The organism is Rhizobium sp. BK456, assembly GCF_014194045.1.
Lineage (GTDB): Bacteria > Pseudomonadota > Alphaproteobacteria > Rhizobiales > Rhizobiaceae > Rhizobium > Rhizobium redzepovicii.
The window spans coordinates 219178-232038 of the sequence record NZ_JACIAO010000001.1; the positions used below are offsets into that span (position 1 = coordinate 219178).

The 12861-nt window shown below is 59.5% G+C and carries 19 protein-coding genes; 4 read left to right on the forward strand and 15 right to left on the reverse strand.

The annotated features are described in order from the left end of the window. Window positions 1-125 precede the first annotated feature (125 nt). From FHX03_RS01205 to FHX03_RS01235, 7 genes are all read right to left on the reverse strand, one after another. Window positions 126-719: a hypothetical protein gene (locus FHX03_RS01205; RefSeq protein WP_183852086.1), complete on the reverse strand. Its 594-nt coding sequence runs from the start codon at window positions 717-719 to the stop codon at window positions 126-128. A 13-nt stretch (window positions 720-732) separates the two neighbouring features. Beyond that, entirely contained in the window at window positions 733-930 is a 198-nt protein-coding gene (locus tag FHX03_RS01210) for a response regulator transcription factor (RefSeq protein WP_183852088.1), read from the reverse strand. Further along, window positions 927-1220: a GcrA family cell cycle regulator gene (locus tag FHX03_RS01215; RefSeq protein WP_183852090.1), complete on the reverse strand. Its 294-nt coding sequence runs from the start codon at window positions 1218-1220 to the stop codon at window positions 927-929. Before FHX03_RS01215 ends, FHX03_RS01210 begins: the two co-directional genes overlap by 4 nt. Beyond that, window positions 1217-1612, reverse strand: coding sequence for a hypothetical protein (locus tag FHX03_RS01220; protein WP_097627343.1), 396 nt, complete (start codon window positions 1610-1612; stop codon window positions 1217-1219). Before FHX03_RS01220 ends, FHX03_RS01215 begins: the two co-directional genes overlap by 4 nt. Beyond that, window positions 1578-1943 (reverse strand): hypothetical protein, encoded by a 366-nt coding sequence (locus FHX03_RS01225; protein ID WP_064837306.1) that lies wholly within the window; start codon window positions 1941-1943, stop codon window positions 1578-1580. Before FHX03_RS01225 ends, FHX03_RS01220 begins: the two co-directional genes overlap by 35 nt. 23 nt (window positions 1944-1966) lie before the next feature. Continuing rightward, complete coding sequence (locus FHX03_RS01230) at window positions 1967-2194, reverse strand: sigma-70 family RNA polymerase sigma factor (RefSeq protein ID WP_246699179.1); 228 nt, start codon at window positions 2192-2194, stop codon at window positions 1967-1969. Window positions 2195-2354: 160 nt separating this feature from the next. After that, complete coding sequence (locus tag FHX03_RS01235) at window positions 2355-2591, reverse strand: hypothetical protein (RefSeq protein WP_097627324.1); 237 nt, start codon at window positions 2589-2591, stop codon at window positions 2355-2357. Window positions 2592-2673: 82 nt separating this feature from the next. Here FHX03_RS01235 and FHX03_RS01240 point away from each other — a divergent pair, with 82 nt between their 5' ends. The 3 genes from FHX03_RS01240 (at window position 2674) to FHX03_RS01250 (ending at window position 4645) form a co-directional block, all read left to right on the forward strand. After that, window positions 2674-3321: a S24 family peptidase gene (locus FHX03_RS01240; RefSeq protein ID WP_097627752.1), complete on the forward strand. Its 648-nt coding sequence runs from the start codon at window positions 2674-2676 to the stop codon at window positions 3319-3321. Window positions 3322-4141: 820 nt separating this feature from the next. Then, window positions 4142-4405, forward strand: coding sequence for a hypothetical protein (locus tag FHX03_RS01245; RefSeq protein WP_183852092.1), 264 nt, complete (start codon window positions 4142-4144; stop codon window positions 4403-4405). Window positions 4406-4417: 12 nt separating this feature from the next. Continuing rightward, window positions 4418-4645 (forward strand): hypothetical protein, encoded by a 228-nt coding sequence (locus tag FHX03_RS01250; RefSeq protein ID WP_183852094.1) that lies wholly within the window; start codon window positions 4418-4420, stop codon window positions 4643-4645. 26 nt (window positions 4646-4671) lie between these two features. Here the strand turns inward: FHX03_RS01250 and FHX03_RS01255 are convergent, their stop codons facing one another. Further along, window positions 4672-4911: a DUF982 domain-containing protein gene (locus FHX03_RS01255; protein ID WP_003580187.1), complete on the reverse strand. Its 240-nt coding sequence runs from the start codon at window positions 4909-4911 to the stop codon at window positions 4672-4674. A gap of 282 nt (window positions 4912-5193) precedes the next feature. Here FHX03_RS01255 and FHX03_RS01260 point away from each other — a divergent pair, with 282 nt between their 5' ends. Next, a complete protein-coding gene (locus tag FHX03_RS01260) occupies window positions 5194-6774 on the forward strand; it encodes a hypothetical protein (protein WP_183852096.1) in 1581 nt (526 codons plus the stop codon). Between the two features lie 178 nt (window positions 6775-6952). Here the strand turns inward: FHX03_RS01260 and FHX03_RS01265 are convergent, their stop codons facing one another. The 7 genes from FHX03_RS01265 to FHX03_RS01295 form a co-directional block, all read right to left on the reverse strand. After that, on the reverse strand, window positions 6953-8296 hold the full coding sequence (locus tag FHX03_RS01265; RefSeq protein ID WP_183852098.1) for an integrase: 1344 nt from the start codon (window positions 8294-8296) through the stop codon (window positions 6953-6955). A 723-nt stretch (window positions 8297-9019) separates the two neighbouring features. Beyond that, complete coding sequence (locus FHX03_RS01270; protein WP_183852100.1) at window positions 9020-10363, reverse strand: hypothetical protein; 1344 nt, start codon at window positions 10361-10363, stop codon at window positions 9020-9022. Beyond that, window positions 10360-10878 (reverse strand): hypothetical protein, encoded by a 519-nt coding sequence (locus FHX03_RS01275; protein ID WP_183852102.1) that lies wholly within the window; start codon window positions 10876-10878, stop codon window positions 10360-10362. Before FHX03_RS01275 ends, FHX03_RS01270 begins: the two co-directional genes overlap by 4 nt. Then, window positions 10869-11342 carry a hypothetical protein gene (locus FHX03_RS01280; protein ID WP_183852104.1) on the reverse strand — a complete coding sequence of 158 codons (474 nt, stop codon included), beginning with the start codon at window positions 11340-11342 and terminating at the stop codon, window positions 10869-10871. Before FHX03_RS01280 ends, FHX03_RS01275 begins: the two co-directional genes overlap by 10 nt. A 2-nt stretch (window positions 11343-11344) precedes the next feature. Further along, window positions 11345-11833 carry a hypothetical protein gene (locus FHX03_RS01285; protein ID WP_183852106.1) on the reverse strand — a complete coding sequence of 163 codons (489 nt, stop codon included), beginning with the start codon at window positions 11831-11833 and terminating at the stop codon, window positions 11345-11347. After that, window positions 11826-12125, reverse strand: a complete 300-nt coding sequence (locus FHX03_RS01290) for a hypothetical protein (RefSeq protein WP_183852108.1) — start codon at window positions 12123-12125, stop codon at window positions 11826-11828. The genes FHX03_RS01285 and FHX03_RS01290 overlap by 8 nt, the downstream gene beginning before the upstream one ends. Beyond that, the gene (locus FHX03_RS01295; protein WP_183852110.1) at window positions 12122-12658 is read right to left on the reverse strand and encodes a hypothetical protein; all 537 of its coding nucleotides are present in this window, start codon (window positions 12656-12658) and stop codon (window positions 12122-12124) included. The genes FHX03_RS01290 and FHX03_RS01295 overlap by 4 nt, the downstream gene beginning before the upstream one ends. Between the last annotated feature and the right edge of the window lie 203 nt (window positions 12659-12861).

Below are 12861 nucleotides of genomic sequence, written 5' to 3' on the forward strand. Positions count from 1 at the left end.
TGATGGAGGCCGAGCGTGGATCCTCGGGCAAGCCCGAGGACGACGGAGGGTGGGTGAGCTCTGCGGCAAGGACAGCGACGGCGGATGGGATGTGGGCGAATTTCGCGTCCGTCGCCCCGTCATCATCACCCAACCCTCGCCCCGCGTAGCGCGATCAACCCGCGCCGCAGCCAGAGCAATTGCTGCGGCGGCATCTGGCGCAGGTGTTCGTAGTCCATCACCGTGACGTTATAGACGGTGCTGCGCACCTGCGGGCCGTCCTGGCAGCGCAGCAGGATGCCCTGCAGCGCCATCATGCGGTTGCTGGCTTTGCGGGCGCGGTCGGCGAGGCTTTCGGTGACTTCGCCTTCGTGGCCCTTGACGGAAAAGAGCGATTGCGCCCGCGGGCTCGGGGCCGGGATGCCGGTGGTTTTGTGGTAGCGGGCGATCGCCTCGGCATAGTCGTCGCCGGCCTGGCGCTGCTCTGCGGTGATCAGGCCGTCAAGGAACATGCGCCCCAGCGTATAACCGGCAAAAGGGCTCTTGACCGTCTCGTCGTCGACCGTCCGGCCGAAGCCGTGGATGCGGCGGCGGGCTGATATCGCGACGCTGATATTGTCCTTCTCGGTCTCGAAGGGCTTGATCTTGCCGCAGGGAAAACGCTCGACATTTGCCTTGCGCGGCCGGCCGGCGCCCTTGTTTGCCCGCTGTGTCCTGACCTTGGCTGCTTTGCCACCCATGCTGATTGTCCTTCTATCGAATAATGCCGTTGCGCTGTGCGGCGGCGACCAGTGCGGTATCCTTGAAGACGCCGAGTCTCGCCTTGGCGTTGGCGATGTGCGTATTCACGGTGATGGGGGAGATGCCGAGAATGGTGCCGATCTCGGCGGCGGTCTTTCCGGCCGCCATCCAGCCGATGATTTCGGTTTCGCGCGGGGTGGGCTGGCTCATGATGCCGGCCCATCGATGCAGGGCACGCGCGGCATCGTCACCTCAGCACCCGACAAGGTCACCCGCGTGACGCGGTCGGGGTGGCGGATCGGTGCCGGCGCCTCGCAGGTCTCGGGCGGCGGCCGGGTGACCTGCCTTGCGGGGAACCTGTCGCGGTTGCGGTGCGCCATGTTGATGACGGTGTTCTTCTTCGAGCCGAACAGGTTGGCGATCTCTCTTGCCGAGAGCCCCTGCTGCCAGAGCTTCTGCGCCTTGACGATCTTGTCTTCCGTCCAGAACAGGCTTCTCACCTCAATGCCTCCTCGTGTCGTGTGGCTCGTGCAATGATCGGGTTGTCGGGAAACATCTTCGCCAGCTCCCGCCTGGCGCTGCGGCTGCCATTCGCGGCGTCGCGCAAGAGCTGCAGCTTGTAGGCCGCGACCTTCGGCTGCGGCGGCTCGGGCGCCGGCGCGACGCGCGGGCGGCTTTGCGCCGTTATCGCCGCCTGCTGCCGGCGGCATTGCTCGGCGAAACTGGCCGAGCTCGGTGCGAAGGCGCGGTTATGATTCCTGACCTTGCCTGAAATGAACAGTTTGGCCGCCTGCCAGACGGCCTCCAGCGGGATGCCGTCGATGGCGAGGAGATAGGCGCGGATCTGCATGTCGGGATCAGTGCCTGATGATGCCGGGAAACCCGAAAGCATCCCCGCTATGATCTTCACCGGAGAGGAAATCTCTTGCGGCATCGACTGTCGTCCTTCTCGTGCTGCTGTTGATCGACCCGGCTTCCCTCGCCTTCTCCTTGAGGTACCAGTCGCATTTGATCGCCTGCCAGCCGCGGAAGATCTGCATCTCGGCAGCGCCGGCCGGATCGCCGGTCAGCAGATATTCCCTGGCCTGGATGCGGGCGGCGTAAGCCGTCAGCGGCTTCCTCAGCGTGCGCCTGCGATGCTCGATGACGGCCGCCGCCAGCTCTTCCCCCAGCACCGGGCTGAGGATGTCCATGATGTCCTTGCTCATTGTGTCCTTCGCCATGCCGTTTTCCCTTCTCCCGCCGCTCAAACCTGCCGCCGCTGCCCGCCGGCAAAATTCACCGGCGTGCCCGGCCTAATCCGATGCGGAAAGCGGCGGATCTCCGCGCCGGCATGATCCTGCTGGGCGGTATCGCCCCTCTCGGCGCTTCGAAGCCGGTGGATCTCGCTTTCCACCGAAGGCACCGACATGCCGAGAATGGCTGCGATTTCGATGTAGTCCCTGCCGGTGCGGAAGAGCTCGAGCGCGTTCATGCCGGGATGATCCTTCTTGTCCATTTCGGGCGCAGCGGGCCGTTGCCGCCGAAGCGGGCGCTGCCAGCTGCTTCATGTGAGTTCATCGGCGGCGATGGCCGCCCGGAAATAGCTGCCGGCGTCGCCGAGGGAGGGCGACGACGCCGGCCACCGAGAGCCGTCAGGGAGGCGTGAGGCTGTCGGGATCGGTGAGCGCAGACGCGCCGGGTCGATCGGCTGTCTGCCGCATCTCCTTCGGGCTGGTCTGCCGGCCGCAATTTTCGCAATGGTGCTCGATCACCTCGGCGATCGACAGCGCCTTGCCGCAGTTCGGGCAGCCGGTGTAGCGGGCGTTTTCGCGCTGGAATGGACCGACTGTCGCCTGGATGGAGGCGTTGATGTTTTGGCTGTTTGTCATGCGTATAGGGTACATTTAATACCCCGCACGTCAAGCAGAAAAAAGCATGACATATACCCTGGAATGGGGTATTTTTTATATCATGTTGAAAGATCAGGAACAATTTGAGCGCGAAGAACGCGCAAAGCGGCTGGTCATGGCCCGGAAAAACGCGGGCTTTGCCGGGCCGAAAGCGATCGTCGACCGGTTCGGCTGGAATGCGAATGTCTACAAGGCGCATGAGTCCGGCCGCAACGGCTTCGGAATTGCCGATGCGAAGAAATACGCCCGCGCCTTCAAGGTCAATCTCAACTGGCTGCAGTTCGGCACCGGCAATGCGCTCGATCCGGATGAGCTGCCGGTCTCTGTCGCCGACGTGCCGAAGATCTCCTGGGTCAGCGCCGGCCAGCTGAGCGAGCAGGCGCCGATCACCGACTTTTCGGAATTCCCGACGGTGGCCGCCCTCGATCTGCCTGATGGCGAATGGATCGCGCTCGAGGTCGAAGGCAATTCGATGAACAAGATCTCGCCGCCGGGCTCGATCATCTTCGTCAACCTTCGCGACAAGCGCCTGGCGCCGAACGCGCTTTATGTCGTCGCCGACGAGACGGGGGCTGCCACCTACAAGCGCTATCGCCCGAACGACAACCCGCCCTTTCAGCCCGCTTCTTATGAGGACGTGCCGCCGCCGGATTTCCAGGGCGTCGTCACCATCGTCGGCCGCGTCCGCCGGTCGATCATCGAGATGTAGGCATCCATGCTCGTTGCGAACAAGCCATATTTATCAAGGAAAACAAGACGATCCTCCCTTCCTCTCGCGCCGGCAGAATCTGGTTCCATATCGTCACATTAGCGGCGCTTCTCCTGGCCTTCAGCGCCACGCGCGAAATGTACGGCCTGTAGGATCCCACTCGATTTCCCCGATCCGGCAACCAGGATCGCGAGAGCATCCTTTCTTCCGAAATCAAAAAATGCAAAAGCTCCGGACGTCGTCCACGCACCGCCGCGTTACCGCCGGGATGGAGCGAATGGCTGCGAGAATATCCTTGGCAGCCCTCCCCCACGACTCCAAATTCGGCGACCCCAAGACCCGGGCCCGGTCACCCTCGCCGGCGATTTCGATCTCGTTGCGCTTGCCGTTTTTCTCGCAGCATCAGACTCCAAGAGAATCTTGTTTCTACCTCTCTGTCTTCGCTTCTGAAGGCTGGTGAGGGAGGGTTCCGGCCAAAGCTTCCCCCTACCCCATGAGCAAAGCCCATGAAGCCGGGAGAGCATTGGCCAGGTCCTGAAGGCCGGAGCCGGGATGGGACACGTGCCAGAGGGGCCATTCGCTTCGCCCTCGTCCTGATTTTCTGACAGCGCACTTAAGGACTTTCGCTTCCCGCGCCGCTGGGCTTCGTCAGCTCGGGAGTTGCACCCGGTCGCCCAATCACTGGCGACACACATACGCCTATGATTCGTACCTCGTCAATCAAAAGGGTATTTTTTATACCTGATGCGGTTGACGATTTGGGGTATTATATATACCTTCCTCTTATGAGCCAATTAGAGGCGCGTGAGAGGACAGGGCGATGCAGCACATCCGCAATATCGAGACCGTGGAAAGCAGGCGCGACGCCCGCTGGAATGGCGCGCTGGGGATGGGAGACTGCAGCGCCTATATGGCGATCGAGGCGCAGCGCATGGGCGCCCTCGGCTTTGCCTTCCTGCGCCGCCCCGAACATTTAATCCGCGGCCCCTCCTGGCTGCGCGGCGCCCGCGCCTCCGTCGAGGAGCATTACCGCTATGCCCGCGAGATCATGGGCATGACCGATCGCGATCAGCTTTACGCCTGAGGGGGAACGGAGATGTCTGCCGATTGCATCGTCAAGGCCTTTTCCGGCTGCGCCTGCCCGCCGGGTGAATGCGCGCAAAAGCCCCTCACCCCGGCGCCGGTCACCTTCATTTCCTGGCGCAAGCAGGCCATCACCTGCCTCACCTTCGGCTTCCTCGCCGCGATCATTTCGGCCGCCTGGATGGAGACACAGTTCAAGTACCAGGACCGCGCCAATCAGGAGCTGATGTCATGGAAGTGAACCGGAGCTTAGCCCAGCCTCACCGATCAGGAACTATATTTGATGTCGCTCGCCTTGGCGGCGGTAATGAAGGCACGGCGCACCTGCTCGGGCTCGGCGGCATCGTTGAACACATCAAGCACAAGCCGCTCGGCAACCTTGGCCGCCGGCGTCTGGTCGGGCCAATCGTTCAGCAAAGTGTTGCCGGCCTGGACGACGTTATAGACCGTCCTCACCTTGCCATTGATGGTGATCTTCACCGGCTTGAAGCTTCGTCGCTTGCTCATGGCCCAGTATCTCACACGGAACGCGACTCAACGAATCACTTTGGGACTCGTTCCGGTTGATTCGAAAACCGACGCATTGAACCGCGATCTGGCAACGCCGAGATCAACCGCGCTGCTGCTCAACCGCGTCGTTATAACTTTCCTGCAGAAAAATTATAACTGAAGAGAAGAGCGAGCTCGCGATGCCCTTCTACGGCAAAGGGACCGATCTGAAGCTGATCTAAACCCTACATCCCCAATGAGATCGTGATATGGTTGGTGTCTGAGGCGGGAGAAAGAACTATGCTGAAAAATCATATAGTTCTGGCGGTTGGCACGCTTATGGTTTTTGTGAGCCACGCAGTAGCGATTGCCGATCCGCTCCCCAAAGGTTTCGAACGCCACAAGTTCAACGGATCGGTCAGGCCAGAGGTCAAGGACGGCGTGACCCGGTTTGAGATATTCGACCGTCAATGTTCCAATGTCGATTATGGCGATGGACGCGGCGAAAATGATTGCCGCAATGGCAACGTCCGCTCAACGATTCGCTATACGCGAGACATGAGGGTTGGCGAAAGCGTCGAATACAAGTTTGATTTCCGGCTCGATCCGACCTTTGCCTACAAAGGCTGGCACAACAACTCCGCCAATGGCTTTTATCCCGATGGCTGGGACAGCCATTTGCGTTTCGCCTCCTGGGAAGGACCGGCAATCCACAATTTCATCTACATGCTGAAAGCCGACACGCGCAACGGCGTGAACTTTCTCGCCCGCCAGTGCCAAAAACCGCAAGATTTCGGCAAATGGGCGACATTCTCGCTGAAAATCCGATGGGCAAACGATGAGAGCGGATGGGTTACGGCAAGCTGCGACAACAAGGTGATCTACGCCGCCGAAGGCGAAGCAACCAACCAAGCTCCGCATTGCTGGGAATCGAACGAGTGCGAGCCGCAATCAAACCGCGACCCGAAATCATTCAACTTCATTCTCGGCCCGGTGATGATGGGTTGGGGCGGTGACTGGAAGAGCTATGACCATCATACGTCCCAGTTTGACGTGGTGCAGCCGGATGGTATCGGCATCGATGTCCGCAATATCAGTGTGACCCGCGGTGTCAGCGACTATTCCGCTGAACAAACAGGTTTGCTCAAGAGGCTGCAGCAGCAACTGGCTCGTTTGGGCTGCAAACCAGGGAATCTCGAGGGCAGGCCTGACAAGGCAACGCGGCAAGCCGCGCTCTCTTGCCGCAAGTTCGAGAGCGGTTCGCTTCCCCAAGCGCTCAACCTCACGACGCTGCAAGCCTTCGCTGACGCCTATGCCAAGCCGGAGACGGCAAGTCTGCCTTCAGGCAACGCCGCGGGTGCCGAAAGCGTTTCGTCAAAACCGAGGACCTACATCAAGCTCGGCGAAATGCTTGCCATGAAGACGGGTAAGGACACAAAGGTGAATTCCAACTTCTTTGGCAAGATCAAAGGCGCCAAGAAGGGGCAGAACGAGCTGGACTTCATTATCCTGGGTCAGTTCGACTACACGGACAACAGTTTCAGCCAGCTGTCATTTCTCCTGCAGGACAATCTCTCCAAGGCCGAAGTGAATGCGGCGGCCAAGTGCGGCTATGGGACAATCAGATTTCCAGACGGCACAGATCATTTGGAGATCGGCATGCAACGTTCAGGAAACACCTTCTCGTCCCCGCCAAGAACTGACTGCTTGATTCACGCGCTCGGCAAACGACCGGCATCGCAGGTTCCCTACCTCACCACCGGGTTTGCCGATCTGGCGAAATCAATGGTCTCCGACGGCGGCTGGAAGAAACTGAGGCATGAAGGTTTGAAGATTTTTGTGAAACGTGTTGCGGATGGCGAGATCACAGTCGGCGGCTGAGGCCGCAGCACAGCGCCGCACGTTCCTCCCTCACGGGTTGGGGAACATCCCCGGGAGATTTTTTGCTGATATCAGCGGAAACGAAAAACCCCGCCGGAGCGGGGTTTCTAGCTGGTCGGAGTGGAGTGATTCGAACACTCGACCCCCACGTCCCGAACACGATACATAAGTAATGTTGTTACGCTGCCTTCTTTGATTTCATTGATCTTTTTGAAAACGGGATAACGGCTGGTTTCGTCTCGTTTTTCGTCATTCTGTCGGTAACCGTCGGTGCGGATTGCTGATAGCTCCATCCGTCGTAGCCATCCACATTGTATTTGTCGCGCCCGGCATGGCCGCGAGTCATCGCCAGATCGATTCCCGTCTGATGGTGAGTGCGGTGCTTGCCATAGACGCGCTCAAGGACTTCGAGGGACATGCCCAAGAATCCGCTGATGTCATGAATGGACAGCTCGGGCTGGCGCATGAGCCATGTCGCAGCCGTGTGCCTTAGTGTATGTCCGACAACCTTGCGCTGCTCTCCGAAGACGGCGTTTTTCACAGACGAAAACGCCCGGACATCGATCACCTGCTCACCGTTATACTCAATCGGGTACCGAGCGCCCTTGTCATACCAGCGGCGCATATGTGCCAGAAGTCGTCGGGGGATGCGGATCGTGGGGGCGCGTTTGTTCGCGGCTACGACCTCTCCCGGCGCGGCTCTGTGATACTCTCCGCGGCGCAGATCGATCCATGGCTTGCCTTCCTCGCGAACGAAACTGGCTCGCACGATGCGATCTTTGCGAGTGCCTGTATATAAGGCAATCAAGACATAACGGCACACATGCCGCCACGGATAGAAACTGGTAGCGACGACCCGACCTGCCAGTCCGGTGTCCGCCGATTTTGTGGCATTGTGCGTGTAATTGCGACGATGCCGCCACGCTTTCCAGAGCAACATGGCGACCTCGTCGCGTTCCAGAAATTCCTCGCGTGGCTTCGCCTTCGGCGGCAGCGTGACCTTCACGGCCGCACGCAGGACCCCGTCGGCATGTGCCTGGTTCACCGCGTTACGGAGGTAGTCCAGACGATTGCGAGCGGCGAGCGGCGAGCGGCATGTTTCGGTGAACTTGCGGCAGTTCTCCTTCGTGATCTCATCGACGGTCTTGTCACCCCACCATTCGAGCAGATCCTCCATGTATTTCAGGATCTCGTTCGGGCGCGAAAACGGCTTGTATTCCGAGCCTGGCTTGGGCGGCAGCCGTTCCTCGATGAAGTGCGCGATGATGTCGGCGATAGGCACCTCATCGGCCTTGCGATCCTTCTGGATTGGCTCGTCAGACAGCTTTTCCGTCAGCCATTTGGAGAAGTATTTTTGCGCTGCTTCAGCTTCGCTAGGGCCAAATCCCGTGCTGAACTTAACTGTTTTTCCCTTTCCCTCGTCATAATATTTGACGACCCACTTTGCGGCTTCGGTGCTACCGTTCTTGTTCTTGCGCTCTGCTTCGAGCTGGAGCCGAGGGGGTTCGCGACGTCTTGCCATGCCATCCATTCCTTGATCAGTGTTCGTGAAATTCTGTGAGACCCCCGGCGAGACGCGGGGTGAAGCTGCAGCCGTCCCTCTGCGATTGCCGTTCGAACCGCGTAGACGGTCACGGTCTTGCTCGGGATCGCCGTGCCGTCCGAGAAGAGCCGCCCACCGAGTTCCGGTAGACATACTGCCTCAATGATCGTCAGCGGCTCGTGCGGATCCACATCGCGAAGCTGCTTGGCCACCGGAACGGGCGGACCCTCGGATTCCAGGTTCAGTGCGCGTCGAATGTCGTTGAGAGCTTCAATGGCGTCGTCTTGATCACGGATCTGCCGAGATACGAGGCTCTCGAACTCAATCATGATGCGATCGACTTCACGGTCAAGGGCACTCACGAACGACTGGGTGTCGGGATCGGGGTACGGCCCAAGCATTCCTTTCGAAGCGAGATAGCTTTCGTATTCGACCGCTTCGCGCTCGTCCTCTTCGAGCTGCCACGCTCTCTCAGCTAGATAGAGTTCACGGTTCCGCTCGGCTTCTTCGAGCATGTCGACAAACGGCTTAATGTTGACAACGTCAGTCACGGACTACTCCGTAATATGTTGACAATGATTTCTGTAATGACACGATTTTTCGATGCCTTCCGTTTCAGGTTCCCTGGCGAAACCCATAGAAAAGGCATATCGGAACGCGAAAGGTTTGTCCGGGGGATTTCTGTCGGTAAGCGTGGATTAGTTAATGCCGGGTTTCATCGTCATCGTCCGCGCTCTCGCCGAGATTGTCGAACAGGCCTGCAGCTTGTGCTTCTTTCATCGCATCGACGCCATCTCCGAAGTCGTCGAGGAAGTGCTCAAGCTCTGCCGCCTGCCGGACTCGGATGCGCTCGCACTCAGCGTCAACGAGTTCACGGAGATACCCGCGCAGGAACTGCTTGTCGTCGTCCGACAGCGGCTGGACGCTCGACCACCCATCGACCTCCTCGCGGACGTAGTTGTCGAGGAATTCCGGCTTCACAACGCTCCCCACCGCGGAGTGTTCGAGAGCACCGCAGAATTCGAACAACAGCTCGTGCTCGCGACCGGTCCTCGTCTCCAAGTCGGCTTCAATTCTACGGGCGATGAAGCCGCCAAAGCTGTCCTCGTCGAGCACGTGCATCGTCGCCCGCGGTCGCACAGGATTCATGCCTTTGAGGAACTCGGCTGATGCGGCGGGGTAGTCATCGTCTATCCAGTTGTACGGATCCGCCTGAGTTCCATCGTCATCACGCAGGGCGCCGAGAACGTCGACGTGCTTCTTGCAGAGCGTTTTCGCATACCCGCCAAGCCGCAGCCGACCAGGGTTGCCGCAAATTTCGCAGACCGACAAAGACGTCAGCCGGATTTCTTCACGGAGGCGCTCGACTTCACTACGACAACCGCGCGCGGAGTAATCGCAATCGACGGACAGAACGAGGCACCCCAACTTCTCCTTGCCGCTGACGATCTTGGCCCTCCACGCCGCCGGATAGGATTCGATGCGGGTAGCTGCGCGCTGGAGAAGCGCAGCCCAACCGATATCCATCCGGAACTCGGCGTCCTCTGCGATCGCCGCGGGATTCAGGCTGCGAAGATGAGAGAACGTGCTTGCCCGGAGTTCGGCGTGCGCCGTCTTCAACCGGGGCCACAGTTCCGTCAACACGATATCGCGGAAGAGATCCCAGTCTTCGATGGGGAGGTCACTCTCATTGAGAGCCTTTCCGACTGCAGCATCAAACTCGAGCTGATCGAAGTCATAGGCCCGCGATGCGGAGTCCATCTTGAAGAGCGCGACAGTCTGCGCGATCAGGATCCGATACCGTGAGCGCAACTCCCCTTCACGGCGCTCTCGAATGATCTTCTCGACTTCGCTGACGGTTTCATCTCGAAGATACGCGTGATCGTCCGAAGACAGCTCGTGAAGATAGTCGTATTCGTTGGCCAACGCATGAGCGACCTCGGGCTCATCAAACGTCGATCGCTTGTCGGCGATCCACATGGCGACCTCACGGATGCGATCCATGTAGGCTCCGCGCAGCCAGTCCTTACGCTTCTGATCAATCACGATGCAAACCTCCGTCCAAGCTTCATCCATCCTCTATCTGTCAGAGCCATCCGCTTATCCCTGTTGAGGTACAGAAGCCGGAACCACTCCGTGATGCAGTCCCACGACGGGTGGTAGACGATGCCTGACAGCTGCCACTCAGCCGGACGCGCGCCGCTCTGGAAAAGCGTCAGCGACCACGGCTGAAGCATGGGTGCGCGGTACATCTCCTCGGCTGTCGGCTCCGTTTCCCGCGATAGCCTGAATTCAGGCGGAGGCATGACGTATCCGTCCGGCGATGCAAGTTCGAGCAGGCGCCGACCGATGCGGAATGTGACGCCCGGATACTTCACGATGCACCAGCCGACGCGATAAGCAGTGGTACGGTCGGCAACCCAGTCGATCTCGAGCATTCCTTCGAGTTCAGGGCAGCGATTGATTGCTTCACAGATACCCGTTTCGATGTCCATCGCTTCGGGCGTCAGAGATCCCCATCGGTGGCGCCGGAAAGCCCTCTGTGCGTCGCTCATTCCCATGTCGGTTTCTCCGATTCCACAAAAAGATCGAGTTCAGGATCGTATCGCCGCCATCCAGCCCCGGACTTAATGAACAGTTCCGCTGGCGGATCCAGCGGCACCGCCATGCGTCCCTCGTAGAGCGCGTGCTCATCGCACGTGGTCGTATAGTAGCCCTCGCGATTCCGCAGAACGCCCGGCTGCCCGCACCATTCGCAGACGTGGTAAGAGCGCGCTTCAGCAAGCTCGCGAGCAGCGGCGATGGTCGCGATGACCTCATCGGGCACGCCCTCGATGTCGTCGTAGAGCCTCAACGTGCCCATTTTTTCTTTGACCTGCCGGATCCGATAGCGACCGTCAGGCGGCAGGACGTGATCAACGACCGCTAGGAAAGCATCAAGAATATCTGCCCAGCCCCCGCGATGCTCGAACCAGACGTTCGTCAGAAGCCGTGGATATTTCGCTTTCAGTTCTTCGAGCGTCATCGTCATCTCCACCGTGCCGGCGGCTCGCTCGGAACCATGACATCGGCATCCTCATCGTATCGGTACCAACTGCCCTCCACTTGTGCGTAGCCGTACATCGGACCCTGAAGCCTAGTGCCCCAGCTCCGCTGATCGGGAGATGCATGCTCGTCGCAGAGACACTGCCACCATGCGTAGCGGCCGGGCGGCGGGCGGCGGACAAAAGCAGGCTCCCCGCATACCTCGCAAACGTAGCTCGACTTGATCTCCGCCTTCACTTTAGCCAACCGCGCGCCGATAACTGGGGTGTCGCTCCAAATCCTCAGACAGCCCCACTTCTGTTTCATTTCCATAACTGAGAGGCTCGGATCCAGCGGCAGCGCGGTCGCGATGAATTCTCGGATCAGCGGCAACCAGCCGATGCCCACATCGACGTATTTCGCGCTGTCGAAAACGCCCGGGAAGTCGCTCTGCAGGTCGTCGAGTTTCAGGCGCGGGATCTCGTTAGGCATCACAGGACTCCTTTTCGCATTCGTCGCACGTGACGACACGACGGTCGGCACGATCACGGCCGGAGCCGGATCCACAGCACATACAGGTCGACAAGCTTTTGGTGACGTAGCCCTGGATGCGACGATCCAAGATCTGGCGCCCGGTCGGCGCGAGGGCACTGTCGTCGACTCGAACGTGAAGCCAGCCGCGATCTGCCGACATCTCCGAAACCGTGACAGTGGGATACGCAAGCTGAAGCATCACACGGAGTTCGGTGACCAGGTCGAGCCAGCCAACAGGAATCTTGCTCATGCCATACCTCTCGTGAGTTCTCGGAAAGTTCGGGGAGTGAAATCAACATCTGGAAGGTCGACGCCGACATCTCGACTGCGGCCGACGCCCGGCAGGTTTCCGTGAGAGTGACCGTAGAAGTGCCAACCGCCCTTCCGCTCCCACTGCCATGACCGCTGCGCGTAGTGAGCGAGGACGAGCTTCTGGCCCTCGTCTTCAGCAAAGAGAAAGCCTTCGGGGCGTTTGTCCCACGGGAGATCCGCGATGGTTGGGTGGAGTTCTCCGTGCCTCAGATCATGATTACCGATGCAGAGGCGCTTGCGGCCGTTCAGACGGCCGAAGATCCACCGGACTCGGTCAGCGCGCTCGCTGAGACTGAAGGCGAAATCCCCGAGATGGTAGACAATATCGTCGATGCCGACGACTGAGTTCCAGCGCGCGACCATGGCTTCATCGTGCTCCTCGATCGTGGAGAACGACCGCGGCTGCATGGAGAGGATGTTGTTGTGACAGAAGTGGGTGTCGGCGACGTAGAATTTCTTCGTGAAGGACATTCGAGGACTCCTAGAATAGATAAACGAGAGCGGCTCCGCGGGGTGCGGTCAGGCTATCGGGGCTATTCGGAGTGCCTTCGTCATTGATGTTGTCCTTTGTTCTCGGCTCTACTTAGCAGGACCCGGAGTGGTTGTGAGCCCGTCCCAGACAACTTATTCCAGGGAGAGTTAAAAATCCACGATCGGATAGCGGATAGGTCCGT